Raw genomic sequence first — 14,005 nt, forward strand, 5'->3', positions numbered from 1 at the left:
GCCACATTTCCCACCTATGCTGTCGACTCCCGGGTGCCTGGTAGACGCAAGTCGGGGTGGGCCTGGCGTCTGGCGCTGACGTCAATGGTGGCGTGGAGGGCGGCGTCGACCACGCGCCGTCTGATCGAACGGAGACGGGCATGACTTGCTCGATGAGCAGCGGGCTGCGGGTGACGGTCTTCACCGGGGACAGGGACCTGTGGCGCCGCAAGCCGCTGTCCAGCGAGATCGTCCACCGGGCTCGCAAGGCGGGGCTGGCCGGGGCGAGCGTGTTCCGAGGGTTTGAAGGTTTCGGGGCCTCCTCACTGATCCACACCACCCGGCTGCTGTCACTGACCGAGAATCTGCCGGTCGCGGTGGTGATCGTCGATGAGGAGAGTCGCATCCGGGCGTTCCTGCCGGAGCTGAACGAGCTGGTGGGCGGGGGTCTGGTGGTCGTGGACAAGGTCGAGATCATGCGCTCGGTCGGCAGGGAGTCCGCAAGTTGAACCGGCTGCTGTCGGAGTATGGACTCAACTCGCGTGTACGCCGACAGCTGCTGCTCGGCACGGGGCTCTGCGGGGCGCTGATCGCGTACTCGAGGTTCGCCTACGAAACCTTGCCGGCCCGGACTCACGCGCTCGGTTCCTTGCAATGGCCAACGCCGTCGCCGACGTGATCGGCGGGCTGCGCCGACACGGCGTTGGCCGAGGCGGTGTGGGGATCAGTGGGGCGTCGAGCGTGTCTCCGGTGGGGCCACCACCGTTGCGGAGAGTGGTTCGCTGGGCAGCGACTGTTGTCCGACCAGGGCCTCCGCCGGTACGTGCGGCCGGTCCGAGGAGACGAACGTCGGGTCCTTCGAGAGCACTCGGGTCAGCCATGCGCCGGCGAGCTGGGAGGTGAGGATGGACAGCAGCACGAGCGCGACGAAGAACTGGCCGTTGATGACCCCTGCGCCGAAGGTCACCGATGCCACGACGATGCCGGGGCCGCCGCGGGCGTTCATCGCCACAGCGAAGTGGGTCGACCACGACGGTGACTTGCCGGCCAGGCGCGCGCCCACCCACACGCTGCCGAACTTGATCACACAGGCAAGGACGAACAGCTGGCCGAAGAAGACCAGATCCAGGTTCTGGACCAGATCCAGACGGAAGCCGACGAGCGCGAAGTAGATCGGCACGAAGAAGGCCAGCGAGAAACCCCGCACCGCGCTCAGGCCGGGTGAACCCGTCTTCGCGTCCTTCTTCTCGGCCATGGCGATGCCCGCCGTGAGCGCGCCGAAGATCGGGTCGATTCCCAGGCCCATGCAGCTCAGGCAGAGCGCGAACAGGAACACCAGGCGGAACGCCGCGGGACTGCGCCGCTCCAGCGCACCGAGCGGACCTGTGGCGAGCCGTTGGAACGCCGCCCGGCCTCCGGCGAGGAGGAGCGCGAAGAACAGCAGCGACGCTCCCACGTAGTAGGCCACGTCCCAGCCGATCGAATCGCCGGGGAGCAGGGCGGGCAGGCCGTAGGAGGTGTCCGCCTGGATGTGGGCGAGCCCGAGGATCACCGCCAGGACTACATAGAGGAGAACGTCCTCGACGACGGCGACCGTGAGCACCGTCCGGGCGAAGAGGCTGTCCATGATGCCGAGATCCATCATGATCCGGGAGATGACCGGGATGCTGGTCACGGCTATCGCCAGGCCCAGGACGAGTGAGATGCTCATGGCGGATCCGTGCGGGCCCGCCAGGGCTTCGGGGTCGACCGCCTGGGCGATGGCCAGGCCCCCGACGAACGGGATCACCAGGCCGGTGACGGTGGTGTAGAGGACGGTCCTGCGCTCCGCCCCCAGGCCGCTCTGGCGCATTTCCAGCCCGGCCAGGAAGACCATCAGAATCGTGCCGAGCTGGTACACCGCGCCCAGCACATGAGCGGTGGGGCCGGAGGGCGGTATCAGCCAGTCGGCCACCGACGGGGCGACCAAACCGAGAGCGCTCGGCCCCAGCAACAGCCCTCCCACGATCTCACCGATGACCGGAGGCTGACGCAACCGCGCAAATATGTAACCGCCAAGGTGCGCCGCCAGCAGGAACACGGTCAGCACGATCAGGATTTTTGCCACTTCGGCAACGGTGAGGGACATGAGCTTGCCTCCGGCTCATCGGGGGATCAGGCATTCGAGCGCCGGAGACGCGGGTGCACCCACTCCCTCCAACGATCAATAACACTGTGCGAAGGGATGGAGACTCTCCGCAACCGAGCCGTGGCATTCGGGCCGACTGCGACTCTGGCCGGGTTGACCGGAAAGTTGATCGGTGCCGGACTTCAGGAAGCCGCCCCCCTTCCTTGCCATGGCAGCGACTCGCCCGCTGCCATGGCAAGGAAGGGGGGCGAGCCCCTTCCACACCTGTTGATCGATTTCCGCGCGGAGCGGGAGCCGCTCTGCCTGCGACTGAGCGTTCCCTCTGAGCGTTACGAGGATCAGGACCCGGCGGCTCGCACCACCCGTCAGGGGCAGGTGTCCAGCATGGAGCTCAGTGCGGCCTTCTCCTTCGCGGTGACCGAGAGCCCGTAGGTGAACTTCACATGGGTCCAGGCCCTGCTGTACACACAGTGGTAGGCGGTGTTCGGCGGGACCCACTGGTCGGGCGACTGGTCGCCCTTCGTCCTGTTGGCCACTACCGAGACGGCGACGAGCTGCGTGGTGGACAGGTCGTTGGCGAATTTGTGGCGCCGCGCCGGGCTCCACTTGTCCGCTCCCGAGCGCCATGCGTTGGCCAGGGGTACGACGTGATCGACGTGGACCTGCGATGCCGCGGTGAGGATCCGGTCGTCGTAGGGACTGTGCCATTGCCGTGAGGCCGTCTGGGCCTGCGTGCCCGGGCCGGCAGCCTTGGCATCGCGATGGATCACGACCTGTTGGGTCTCGGACCAGCGGTCCTCGATGGCCCAGTGCTCGAATTTGTCCCTGCTGTATCCCTTCAGCGAGTGCGGAGCCTCGACGGCGAGGGCGGCGAGTTCCTTACGGACCACGTCGGCGGACGGCGCCTCGGGCACCATCTGCCGCTGGCCGAGAAGCCGTGCCGACGCCGGCTGGGGGGACGTCGACACGGACACCGGTGCGGTCGGCCAGAGCAGGGCTACGGCCAGGACGACCGGGATGGGGAGGAATGCCGCGACCAGGGCGATGGCCACGCGATAGCGGCCTGACAGGTCTATGTGTGTTTTTCCCATACAGGAATAGATACTCCTGTATGCGCAGTTTGCAGATTTGAATTGGCCCAAAGTGATTAATTGGGCCGAAGGTTGGCGTCATCCGTCAGGTTCGCTCAACTGGCCCCCGTAGCCGGGAGGCCGGGGCCCACACGCCGGCGTGTGGGCCCCGGCCTCCCGGGGTGGTGCTCACTGCGGTCGGCCGTGACGACGTCGCAGGTCGAGACGGATCGGACCGGCCGCGGAGCTCAGGGACGGACTGGGCGTCAGCCCAGGCGCTTCACCAGCGTCCGGTACTCGTCCCACAGCTCCTTGGGCGTGTGGTCGCCGAACGTGTTGAGGTGGTCCGGGACCAGCGCCGCCTCCTCGCGCCAGACGTCCTTGTCGACGGTGAGGAGGAAGTCCAGCTCGGACTCGGAGAGTTCGAGACCCTCCGTGTCCAGGGCCGCCTTCGTCGGGAGGATGCCGATCGGGGTCTCGACGCCCTCCGCCTTGCCGTCGAGGCGGTCCACGATCCACTTCAGGACACGGCTGTTCTCGCCGAAGCCGGGCCACACGAACTTGCCCGCGTCGTTCTTGCGGAACCAGTTCACGTAGTAGATCTTCGGGAGCTTGGACGCGTCCTTGTCCTTGGCGACGTCGATCCAGTGGCCCATGTAGTCGCCCATGTTGTAGCCACAGAAGGGGAGCATCGCGAAGGGGTCGCGGCGCAGTTCGCCGACCTTGCCCTCGGCCGCCGCCGTCTTCTCGGAGGCGACGTTCGCGCCGAGGAACACACCGTGGTTCCAGTCGAAGGACTCCGTGACCAGCGGGACCGCGGTGGCGCGACGGCCACCGAAGAGGATCGCCGAGATCGGCACGCCCTTCGGGTCCTCCCACTCGGGCGCGATGATCGGGCACTGGGACGCGGGGACGGTGAAGCGGGCGTTGGGGTGGGCGGCCGGGGTCCCGGACTCGGGCGTCCAGTCGTTGCCCTTCCAGTCCGTGAGGTGGGCGGGCGTCTCCTCGGTCATCCCCTCCCACCAGATGTCACCGTCGTCCGTCAGCGCGACGTTGGTGAAGACGGAGTTGCCCCACAGCGTCTTCATCGCGTTGGCGTTGGTGTCCTCACCCGTGCCGGGCGCGACGCCGAAGAAGCCGGCCTCGGGATTGATCGCGTACAGGCGACCGTCCTCGCCGAAGCGCATCCAGGCGATGTCGTCACCGATCGTCTCGACCGTCCAGCCGCGCACCGTGGGCTCCAGCATGGCGAGGTTCGTCTTGCCGCAGGCGCTCGGGAAGGCTGCGGCGACGTACTTCGACTCGCCCTGCGGCGGCGTCAGCTTCAGGATGAGCATGTGCTCGGCCAGCCAGCCCTCGTCGCGCGCCATCACGGAGGCGATGCGCAGGGCGTAGCACTTCTTGCCGAGCAGCGCGTTGCCGCCGTAGCCGGAACCGTACGACCAGATCTCGCGGGTCTCCGGGAAGTGGGAGATGTACTTCGTGGAGTTGCACGGCCACGGCACGTCTTCCTGGCCCTCCTCCAGCGGCGCCCCGAGCGTGTGCACAGCACGCACGAAGAAACCGTCGGAGCCGAGCTCGTCCAGGACCGGCCGGCCCATACGCGTCATCGTGCGCATGGAGACGGCGACGTATGCGGAGTCGGTGATCTCCACGCCTATCGCGGAGAGGTCCGAGCCGAGCGGGCCCATGCAGAACGGGACGACGTACATCGTCCGGCCCTTCATCGAGCCGCGGAACACGCCCTGTTCACCGGCGAAGATCTCCCGCATCTCGGCGGGGTCCTTCCAGTGGTTGGTCGGGCCCGCGTCCTCCTCCTTCTCAGAGCAGATGAAGGTGCGGTCCTCGACCCGGGCGACATCGGTCGGGTCGGAGGCCGCGTAGTAGGAGTTGGGGCGCTTGATCGGGTCGAGTTTCTTGAAGGTGCCCTTACGGACGAGCTCCTCGCTCAGTCGCTCGTATTCCGCCTCTGAGCCGTCACACCAGACCACGTTGTCCGGCTGCGTCAGTTCTGCGATCTCGTTGACCCACGAGATCAGTTCCTGGTGATTGGTGGGAACGGCAGGGGGAGCCGCGATGTCGCGCGCCACGATTGCTCCTAGATGAGGGGTTTTATTGTCGAATGCCCCTTGGGGGCCGCGGCCCGGATGCTTCACGTCTGGATCATTGGCGCTCATCCGGTGCCGACCGCACTCATTTGATCATCCGACGGGTTCGCGCATATGTCCAGAGCGCCTCACACCTGAGCAAGCGTGACCATCACCACGCGATTCCCCTCGGGGTTCACCGTTTATTGTCCGCTTCGCCCCCAAATCGTCACAGCGGACTGCTTCACCTGACCCTCAAACCTCGGTGAGACGATGGCCACTTGAGGCTTCCCACCTGACCGAACTGATTCAGTACTTACGGTTCCGTAGGTACGATTCGCCCTATGACTGCGTCCGTCCCCGACGCGCCCTCGGACTCGCCGGTCGCCGACCGCGTCTCCGCAGCGCTATCCCACCTGCCGCACCCGGACAAGCCCAAGCTCCGAGGCTGGCTGCACGCCGGGATGTTCCCGGCCGTGGTCGTCTCCGGCCTGGCCCTGACCGCCCTCACGGAATCGACGCGCGCCCGCATCGCCTGCGGGATCTACGTCCTGACCGCCTGCCTGCTGTTCGGCGTGAGCGCGCTCTACCACCGGGGAGACTGGAGTCCGCGGGCCGACGGCGTACTGCGCCGACTCGACCACGCGAACATCTTCCTGATCATCGCGGGGACGTACACACCGCTGACGATGCTGCTCCTGCCGGACACCACGGGGCGGTGGCTGCTCTGGAGCATCTGGGGCGCGGCGGCGGCGGGCATCCTCTTCCGGGTGTTCTGGGTCGGCGCCCCACGCTGGCTCTACACCCCCTGCTACATCGCGATGGGCTGGGCGGCCGTCTTCTTCCTCCCCGACTTCATGCGCGCGGGCGGCATCGCCGTCCTCGTCCTGGTGATCGTCGGCGGCCTGCTCTACAGCGCGGGCGGCGTGATCTACGGCCTCAAGCGCCCCAACCCGTCACCGCGCTGGTTCGGCTTCCACGAGGTCTTCCACTCCTTCACGCTCGCGGCGTTCGTCGCGCACTACGTCGGGATCTCGATCGTGGCTTACCAGCACGGGTAGGCGCCTCCGACTTCACTTCGAGTGGCCGCGGCTTTCGAGCCGCGGCCACTTTTGCGTGCCCACTCATTGACGGACGGCACCTTTTGACAGTTACTCTCATTTCATGGCTACTGTCACTTCACGGGCCGAGACCCAGCCCGACCCCCGCCGCTGGTGGGCCCTCGGCGCCCTCGTCGCGAGCATGCTCGTCCTCGGCTTCGACCTGACGATCCTCAACGTCGCGCTGCCGACGATGGCCGAGCAGCTGGATGCCGGCACAGGTGAACTCCAGTGGATCGTGGACTCGTACGTCGTCGTGTTCGCGGCGCTGATGCTGCCCGCCGGACTGCTCGGTGACCGCTTCGGACGGCGCAGGATGCTGATCGCGGGGCTCCTGGTGTTCCTCACCGGCGCCCTGTTCGGCACCCTCGTCTCCACGCCCGAGCTGGTCATCGCCGCCCGTACGGTCATGGGCGTGGGCGCCGCGCTGGTGATCCCGCTCGGGCTGTCCGTGCTGCCGTCGATGTTCGGGCCCGAGGAGCGCAGTAAGGCAGTCGCCGCCGTCACCGCCTCGATGGCCGCGGGTATGCCGCTCGGGCCGCTCGTCGGCGGGCTGCTGCTCGACCACTACTGGTGGGGCTCGATCTTCCTGATCAACATCCCGATGGTCGCGATCGGCGTCGCCGCCTGTCTGTTCCTGTTGCCGGAGTCCCGCGACCCGGCATCGCCGCGCGTCGACGTGCTGTCCACCGCGTACAGCGCGATCGGTCTCGGTGCGCTGGTCTTCGGCATCATCGAGGCGCCCGAGCACGGCTGGGGCAGCTTGCTGGTCGTCGGCTCGTTCGCGCTGTCCGCGGCTCTGCTCGCCGCCCTCGTCGTACGGGAGCGCCGGGCGGTGCGGCCCATGCTCGACCTGAAGCTGCTCGGGCACCGCGGTTTCCTGTTCAACAGTCTGGCCGCGACGCTCGGCACCTTCGTCTTCTCCGGTCTGCTGTTCATGCTGCCGACGTACCTCCAGGAGGTCGGCGGCAGCGACGCGTTCGGCACCGGGCTGCGGCTGCTGCCGATGATGGGCGGTCTGATGGTCGCCGCGCGGGCGAGCACGCCCCTGGTGCGGCGTGTGGGGCCCCGCCCGGTGGTGACCGCGGGCCTGGCGGTGCTGTGCTTCGCCGCGCTGCTCGGCTCACGTACCGAGGCGGACAGCGGCTACGGGTTCACCGCGCTCTGGCTGACCATCGCGGGACTGGGCTTCGGCCTCGCGATGGTGCCCGCGATGGACGCGGCGCTCGGCGGGATCCCCCGCGACGAGGCCGGCAGCGGATCCGGGCTGCTGATGACGCTGCGCCAGGTGGGCGGCGCGATCGGCATCGCGCTGCTCGGCAGCCTGGTCGCCAGTGCCTACGGCGACCGGATCGACACCTCGCGTCTCCCGGCCGAAGCCGCGGACGCGGCGCGCGAGTCGCTGACCGGCGCGCACGCCGTCGCCGAGCGGCTCGGCCTGCCCGGCCTCGCCCGCTCCGCCGACGCCGCGTACGTGGACGGCATGGGCGCGGTCCTGGTGGTGTGCGGCATCGCGGCGCTCGTGACCGCCCTGCTGACGGCGGCGCTGCTGCCGAACGTACGGCCCGCCATGGCCGAGGGGGCCACGGAGGGCGAGGCTCCGGTCATGGCTCGTACCGAGTCCGATGGCGGACAATGACGGGCATGACCACGGCACGCACCTCCCTCCCCGAAGCCGCCCGGCACCTGAGCCTGCGGGAGCGGAAGAAGCTCAAGACGCGTATCGCGATCAGGAACGCCACTTACGAGCTGATCGAGGAGCAGGGGTACGACGCGACGACCGTGGAGCAGATCGCCGATCGCGCGGAGGTCTCGCCGAGCACCGTCTTCCGGTACTTCCCGACCAAGGAGGACATCGTCCTCACCGACGAGTACGACCCTCTGGCGGAGGAGCTGCTGCGGGCGCGACCGGAGGACGAGAGTCTGCTGGACTCTATGCGGTTCGCCATCCGGCAGTCGATGAGCATGGCGATCACCGACGACCCGACCTTCGTGGAACGCGAGATGAAGTTGCGCCTCCGGCTGATGACGGAGGTCCCTGCCGTGCGCTCCCGGGTCATGGAGAGCATGTCCGTCACGGGCCGTCTGATGTGCCGGGCGGTCGCGGAGCGCACCGGGCGTGACCAGGACGACCTGGAGGTACGGGTCTACACGATGGGGCTGATGGGCGCGCTCCTCGAAGCGACCATCTACTGGGTCGAGCACGACTACCAAGGTGACGTGCAGGACCTGCTCGACCGCACCCTCGCCACCTTCAAGGACCTCCCCAAGCGATGACCCGGATGACCCGGCGATGACCTCAGGGCGCCGGAAAAGGACCCGGCCCCCGCACGGCGGTCATGGCATCCTGGCCCCGTGAACGGACCGGAGATCCGCATCGAGTTCGCCCCCGAGCTGGGCATTTTCGTCCCGCAGGCGCGGCGCGCGGGGGCCACCGAGGTCGTCACCGACGGAGTCTCCACGCTCGGGCATGTCGTGGAGTCGCTGGGTGTGCCGCTTACGGAGGTCGGCGGGCTCGTCGTGGACGGGCGTGCGGTGGCCGTGTCGTACGTGCCGAAGGCGGGCGAGTCCGTCGAGGTACGGGCGGTCGCACGCCCGCAGCTCGTGCCGGGGGCGCCGCTGCGTTTCCTGCTCGACGTACATCTCGGGACGCTCGCCCGGCGGCTGCGACTGCTGGGCGTGGACGCCGCGTACGAGTCCACCGACATCGGCGATCCGGCCCTGGCCACGCGCTCGGCGGCCGAGCGGCGCGTGATGCTCAGCCGGGATCGCGGTCTGCTGCGCCGACGCGAGCTGTGGGCCGGCGCGTTCGTCTACAGCACGCGGACCGAGGACCAACTCCGGGACGTACTGGGCCGGTTCGAGCCGGAGCTGAAGCCGTGGACTCGCTGCACGGCCTGCAACGGCCTGCTCAAGGAGGCCGTCAAGGAAGACGTCGCGGACCGGCTCGAAGGCGGGACGCAGCGGTCGTACGACGTGTTCGCGCAGTGCGAGGAGTGTGGGCGCGTGTACTGGCGGGGCGCGCACCATGACCGCCTGGAGGCGATCGTGACGCGCGCCGTTTCGGAGTTCGGCTCCTGAGCCCTACTGCCCTTGGTCAAAGCCGGCGCGCGATGACCAGCCAGGCGCGGGAATCGAACCATACGCCGTCGCCGGTGTCGTGCGCCTCGAGAGTCGCGCCAAGCCGATCCAGCGCACGCTCGGCGGACGCGGCATCCAGATCGGTGACCAACTCCTTCGCCATCCACAGCTGGAGTACGGCAGCACGCGCGCGGGCGGCGTCCGGGCCGTAGTAGACAGGCTCGCGTACGTCGACGACGTCCACCGCGGTGAAGCCGGCCGCGGTCAGGTGGCCGGCCACGACGTCCGGATCGGCCAGCGTGAAGGGATCGACGGCCGCTGGGGCCGACGTCGATGACGCATGCCCGTGAGAGAGCGCCGCCCGGATCGCGGTATGCCACTCCTGACGGTCGGCGGCCTGCCAGACCAGCTGCACGAAGCGCGCACCCGGACGCAGGGCTCGCCCGATGTTGGCGAACGCGGCGATGGGGTCGGAGAAGAACATCGTGCCGAACCGGCTGACGCCCAGACTGAAATACTCCGGCGGGAAAGCATGGGCCTGGGCGTCGGCCTGCACGAAATCGACATTGCGGAGCCCTTCCGTCTCGGCTTGTTGGCGGGCCCGCGCCAGCATCGGGTCCGAGACGTCGACGCCGAGCGCGGTCCCCGGCGACGCGGCTCGAGCCGCGTCCCGGGTGGTCTGACCGGTGCCGCAACCGATGTCGAGGACATGGTCGCCGGGTCGGATGTCGAGGGCGTTCCGCAGCCGCTCGTGATAGCGAGCGAGCTCCGAGTCGTAGTCGAACAATGCGATCTCCTCCTTATGCCGCGGGGCCGTCGCGGAGTACGCCCCGCACGGTGTCGAGTCGTACACCCGGATCCACTTCTGGGAAGAGCAGCAGCCAGAGTGCCGACCGCAGCCGGTTCATGGACGGCCTCCTTCCGTGTGCCGCACCAGGGCCGACACGAAGTCGTCCCACACCGCCCTCGGCAGGTCGTGTCCGGCCCCCTTGAGGACCAGCAGCTCCGCACCGGGAATCGCGTCGCGCAGCGCCTCGCCGTGCGGCAGCGGCAGGAGTGGGTCGTAGTCGCCGTGAGCCACGAGCGTCGGCGCCGCGATGTCGCCGAAGCCGCCTCGCGCCGGACCGTCGAACTCGATGGCGTAGTGGTTGACCAGAGTCGACGCGTAGCTCCTGGCGCGCGCCACGTCACGTTCGGCCAACGCCCGGATCGCGGCCTCGTCGAAGTACGGCGAGCCACCGGCGTACGCCCTCGCGCCGGCGACCACGTACTCGACGACCGCGGCCGGGTCGGAGGAATCCGGCTCGGCCGACATGGCGAGATCGCTCGACGGCGGCGGCAGGTCGTCAGCCCCGGTCGAGCTCGAGACGAACGTCAGCGACGCGACCCGATCGGGATGGTCCACACCGAGGATGAGTCCGATCCCGCCGAACATCGACTGACAGACCACATGGGCGCGCTCGATGCCCAAGGCGTCCTGGATGCCGAGCACGTCGAGGGTCAGGTCCGTGAACGAGTAGGCCGGCTGTCCCGGCGGATAGCAGGTCGAGCGGCCGGTGTCGCGGTGGTCGTACCGGACCACGAACCGGCCACGGGCGGCGAGCTGTTCGCACAGTTCGGCGTCCCACCACAGCATCGAGGCGGCCGCCCCGGCGACCAGCACGATCGCCGGGCCCGCAAGGTCTCCGAAGGTCTCGGCACACAACTCGACGCCGTTGATCCCGAGCAGTCGCTCGCCGTGAGACTGATGTGAGGTCATGTCTGGCACGCTAGAGCCCGCGACTTCATGTCGCGGGAGATCTACCTGCACTGGCGGGCCGGACGCACCCACTCGTCACTTGCCGACCGGGCCATCGAGATCGCCGTCGAGGTCGCGGCCGATCTCGCGCCGCCGCCGGCAGACCGGCTCTAGGAGACCAGCTTCTGCCGGAGGCCCGCCGTGTCCGTCACCGGTGCGTCGCAGGTGAACCGGCGGCAGACGTATGCCGCCGGTTCGCCCTCCACCAGCGGGCGGTCGGCGAGGAGCGGGAGTTCGTCGCTGCCGGGGGTGCCCACCGCGACAACCGCGCCGGGGGCGGTGGCGAGGAGGGCGGTGCGGTGCAGTTCCTTCGTCGCCGGGTCGTCCGCCGGCCCGACCACGGCCACCTCACGCGGCCCGTCGAGCAGGGCCTCCGCGGTCGCGAGCCCCCAGCCGATGAAGCGCGGCGCCCGCGGGCCGAGCGCCTTGACGACGCCCAACGCCCGTTCCGCGGCGGTGCGATGGGGCTCGGCGCCGGTCTGTGCCGCGTAGCTCAGCAGGGCACCGGCCGCCGCGCTCCACCCGGAGGGCGTGGCGCTGTCGGTCGGGTCCTGCGGGCGGCGGATCAGCTTCTCCGCGTCGGCGGCCGTGTCGTACAAGGCGCCGGACTCCTCGTCGACGAACCGCACCAGCACATGGTCGAGCAGGAACCCGGCGAACTCCAGCCAGACCCCCTCACCGGTCACCGAGGCGAGCGCCAGGAACCCCTCGGCAACATCCGCGTAGTCCTCCAACACGCCTGCATTCGCGCCGACTTGGCCGTCCTTCGACGTACGGGCGAGCCGGGCCCGCTCGTCCAGATGCAGACGTACGAGAAGATCGGCGGCACTGAGCGCGGCCTCGACGAGGTCGGGGCGGTCGAAGTACGCACCGGTCTCCGCGAGGGCGGCGATCGCCAGCCCGTTCCAGGCGGCGACCACCTTGTCGTCACGGCCGGGAGCGGGCCGCTCGGCGCGGGCCTCGCTGAGGCGCTCCTTGATGGACTCGATCCGCTCGGCGTCGAACACGCCGTCCTGCTGAGGGAGTTGAAGGACGGAGGCCCCCTCCTCGAACGTGCCCTCGTCCGTCACGCCGAAGTACTGGGCGGCGAGCTCGGCATCCTCGTCGCCGAGGACCTCGGCGAGCTGCCGAGGCGTCCACACGTAGTACGCACCCTCGACATGCTTCCCTGTTCCGTCGTCGCTGTCGGCGTCCAGCGCGGAGGCGAACCCGCCCTCGTTCGTACGGAGTTCGCGGACCATGAAGTCGGCGGTTTCGAGGGCGACGCGGCGGGCCAGGTCGGAGCCGGTGGCTCGCCACAGGTGGGCGTAGACGCGGCACAAAAGGGCATTATCATAGAGCATCTTCTCGAAATGCGGCAAAACCCACTCGCGATCGACGGAGTACCGCGCGAATCCGCCGCCAAGTTGGTCATAGATACCGCCGCGAGCCATCCGCTCACACGTATCGGCGGCCATCTGCAACGCACCCTCGGAACCGGTCCGCGCGTGATGCCGCAACAGGAACTCGATGACCATGGACGGCGGGAACTTCGGCGCTCCGCCGAACCCGCCGCGCTGGGCGTCGTAATCCCGCGTGAGCCCGAGCAGCGCCTGCGCCAGCTCCTCCTCACCGGGCGCGGTCGTGTCCCCGTACGAGATCTCCCGCCCGGCGAGATCCCGCGCGATCTTCCCGGCGACGTCTGCGACCTCCTCGCGCCGGTCACTCCAGGCGCTGTGCACACCTTCCAGAACCTGCCGGAAGGACGGCATGCCCTGCCGGGGAGCGGGCGGGAAGTAGGTCCCGAAGTAGAACGGCTCGGCGTCAGGGGTGAGGAAGACGGTCATGGGCCAGCCGCCCTGCCCGGTCGCCGCCTGCACGGCCTCCATGTAGACGGCGTCGACGTCGGGGCGTTCCTCGCGGTCGACCTTGATGCTGACGAAGTGCGCGTTGAGGTAGTCGGCGGTCTCCCGGTCCTCGAACGACTCGTGAGCCATGACGTGACACCAGTGGCAGCTGCTGTAGCCGACGCTCAGCAGCACGGGAACGCCGCGTTTGCGCGCCTCCTCGAAGGCCTCTTCACTCCAGGGCCACCAGTCGACGGGGTTGTCGGCGTGCTGGAGGAGGTACGGGGACGTCTCATGGGCCAGGCGGTTCATGCTCCCACCCTCCCACGCGATCCTGGTTCCGCCACGTACTCGCCTCAGGCGATGGCCGCGATGTCCCCGTCGTCGAAGTAGATGGCCTGATGCAGACGTCCCCCCAGCGCGGCAGCAAACCGAGCGAGGACGTCCTGACCGGAAATGTGTCCCCGCTCGATCTGCGACACACGCCCCTTGGTGACGCCCATACGGTCGGCCACATCCTGCTGAGTCAGCCCTCGGGCTCGCCGCAGCTCCGCCAGGCGGCGCCCGGTCATCTCTGCGAGAAGCTCTTCCTTACCCTCCCGCACAGCCTCTTCACCGCCGGCACGAGCAACATGCTCAGCACGGATGTCCTGCCAGCGCGCGTAGCCGCTCACGATCGTCCTCCTTCTTCTTGAGCTCGTTCCTTCACGTAGATCTCGTAGCGCTCCTCAGCCAGAGGAATCGCCTCCCGGTACCACTCGTTCCACCGCCCCGTGCCGACGTCACCGAGGGGCCATCCTGCCGCAGCACGCGGAACGCGGTGCGGATCAAGGGGGCGCGACGCGGATCACGGGTCCGCACCGGGGGTAGGTGATGGGTCCGGGCAAGTGCGGATCAAGTCCGTACGGGTGCGGATCACAGATCCGTGCGGGTCGG

13 protein-coding genes are annotated in these 14,005 nt (G+C 68.7%); 6 read left to right on the top strand and 7 right to left on the bottom strand.

The genetic code is table 11. From position 1 onward, the window contains the following. Positions 1 to 140: 140 nt before the first annotated feature. Positions 141 to 488, top strand: coding sequence for a DUF190 domain-containing protein (locus tag OP79_RS27030; RefSeq protein ID WP_033323677.1), 348 nt, complete (start codon positions 141 to 143; stop codon positions 486 to 488). Between the two features lie 215 nt (positions 489 to 703). On the opposite strand, the gene OP79_RS27035 is transcribed toward OP79_RS27030, so the two are convergent. The 3 genes from OP79_RS27035 to OP79_RS27045 form a co-directional block, all read right to left on the bottom strand. Further along, positions 704 to 2,107, bottom strand: a complete 1,404-nt coding sequence (locus tag OP79_RS27035) for a cation:proton antiporter (RefSeq protein WP_078492030.1) — start codon at positions 2,105 to 2,107, stop codon at positions 704 to 706. Between the two features lie 365 nt (positions 2,108 to 2,472). Beyond that, positions 2,473 to 3,198 carry an HNH endonuclease family protein gene (locus tag OP79_RS27040; RefSeq protein ID WP_245685463.1) on the bottom strand — a complete coding sequence of 242 codons (726 nt, stop codon included), beginning with the start codon at positions 3,196 to 3,198 and terminating at the stop codon, positions 2,473 to 2,475. 245 nt (positions 3,199 to 3,443) lie between these two features. Then, positions 3,444 to 5,267, bottom strand: coding sequence for a phosphoenolpyruvate carboxykinase (GTP) (locus tag OP79_RS27045; RefSeq protein WP_033323678.1), 1,824 nt, complete (start codon positions 5,265 to 5,267; stop codon positions 3,444 to 3,446). Between the two features lie 341 nt (positions 5,268 to 5,608). Here OP79_RS27045 and trhA point away from each other — a divergent pair, with 341 nt between their 5' ends. The 4 genes from trhA (at position 5,609) to OP79_RS27065 (ending at position 9,445) form a co-directional block, all read left to right on the top strand. Beyond that, positions 5,609 to 6,325 (top strand): PAQR family membrane homeostasis protein TrhA, encoded by a 717-nt coding sequence (gene trhA / locus OP79_RS27050; RefSeq protein ID WP_033323679.1) that lies wholly within the window; start codon positions 5,609 to 5,611, stop codon positions 6,323 to 6,325. Positions 6,326 to 6,428: 103 nt separating this feature from the next. Further along, the gene (locus tag OP79_RS27055) at positions 6,429 to 8,003 is read left to right on the top strand and encodes an MFS transporter (RefSeq protein ID WP_033323681.1); all 1,575 of its coding nucleotides are present in this window, start codon (positions 6,429 to 6,431) and stop codon (positions 8,001 to 8,003) included. A 5-nt stretch (positions 8,004 to 8,008) separates the two neighbouring features. Beyond that, entirely contained in the window at positions 8,009 to 8,641 is a 633-nt protein-coding gene (locus tag OP79_RS27060) for a TetR/AcrR family transcriptional regulator (protein WP_033323682.1), read from the top strand. Positions 8,642 to 8,719: 78 nt separating this feature from the next. Continuing rightward, positions 8,720 to 9,445 carry a Mut7-C RNAse domain-containing protein gene (locus tag OP79_RS27065; protein WP_033323683.1) on the top strand — a complete coding sequence of 242 codons (726 nt, stop codon included), beginning with the start codon at positions 8,720 to 8,722 and terminating at the stop codon, positions 9,443 to 9,445. Positions 9,446 to 9,461: 16 nt separating this feature from the next. Here the strand turns inward: OP79_RS27065 and OP79_RS27070 are convergent, their stop codons facing one another. Next, a complete protein-coding gene (locus tag OP79_RS27070; RefSeq protein WP_033323685.1) occupies positions 9,462 to 10,232 on the bottom strand; it encodes a class I SAM-dependent methyltransferase in 771 nt (256 codons plus the stop codon). A gap of 117 nt (positions 10,233 to 10,349) precedes the next feature. Further along, positions 10,350 to 11,204 carry an alpha/beta fold hydrolase gene (locus OP79_RS27075; protein ID WP_033323687.1) on the bottom strand — a complete coding sequence of 285 codons (855 nt, stop codon included), beginning with the start codon at positions 11,202 to 11,204 and terminating at the stop codon, positions 10,350 to 10,352. Positions 11,205 to 11,231: 27 nt separating this feature from the next. On the opposite strand from OP79_RS27075, the gene OP79_RS58080 reads away from it, so the two are divergent. Then, a complete protein-coding gene (locus OP79_RS58080; protein ID WP_281193245.1) occupies positions 11,232 to 11,357 on the top strand; it encodes a hypothetical protein in 126 nt (41 codons plus the stop codon). Here the strand turns inward: OP79_RS58080 and OP79_RS27080 are convergent. Continuing rightward, entirely contained in the window at positions 11,354 to 13,381 is a 2,028-nt protein-coding gene (locus OP79_RS27080) for a thioredoxin domain-containing protein (RefSeq protein ID WP_033323688.1), read from the bottom strand. The two genes, OP79_RS58080 and OP79_RS27080, sit on opposite strands and share 4 nt — an antisense overlap. A gap of 44 nt (positions 13,382 to 13,425) precedes the next feature. Then, positions 13,426 to 13,743, bottom strand: a complete 318-nt coding sequence (locus OP79_RS27085) for a helix-turn-helix domain-containing protein (protein ID WP_033323689.1) — start codon at positions 13,741 to 13,743, stop codon at positions 13,426 to 13,428. Between the last annotated feature and the right edge of the window lie 262 nt (positions 13,744 to 14,005).

Source organism: Streptomyces yerevanensis (genome assembly GCF_000716805.1).
Classification (GTDB): Bacteria; Actinomycetota; Actinomycetes; order Streptomycetales; family Streptomycetaceae; genus Streptomyces; species Streptomyces flaveus.

Coding starts and splice junctions, on each gene's coding strand:
- trhA (WP_033323679.1), top strand. CDS start 5,609: ATGACTGCGTCCGTCCCCGACGCGCCCTCGGACTCGCCGGTCGCCGAC.
- OP79_RS58080 (WP_281193245.1), top strand. CDS start 11,232: ATGTCGCGGGAGATCTACCTGCACTGGCGGGCCGGACGCACCCACTCG.
- OP79_RS27035 (WP_078492030.1), bottom strand. CDS start 2,107: ATGTCCCTCACCGTTGCCGAAGTGGCAAAAATCCTGATCGTGCTGACC.
- OP79_RS27040 (WP_245685463.1), bottom strand. CDS start 3,198: ATGGGAAAAACACACATAGACCTGTCAGGCCGCTATCGCGTGGCCATC.
- OP79_RS27030 (WP_033323677.1), top strand. CDS start 141: ATGACTTGCTCGATGAGCAGCGGGCTGCGGGTGACGGTCTTCACCGGG.
- OP79_RS27075 (WP_033323687.1), bottom strand. CDS start 11,204: ATGACCTCACATCAGTCTCACGGCGAGCGACTGCTCGGGATCAACGGC.
- OP79_RS27055 (WP_033323681.1), top strand. CDS start 6,429: ATGGCTACTGTCACTTCACGGGCCGAGACCCAGCCCGACCCCCGCCGC.
- OP79_RS27060 (WP_033323682.1), top strand. CDS start 8,009: ATGACCACGGCACGCACCTCCCTCCCCGAAGCCGCCCGGCACCTGAGC.
- OP79_RS27080 (WP_033323688.1), bottom strand. CDS start 13,381: ATGAACCGCCTGGCCCATGAGACGTCCCCGTACCTCCTCCAGCACGCC.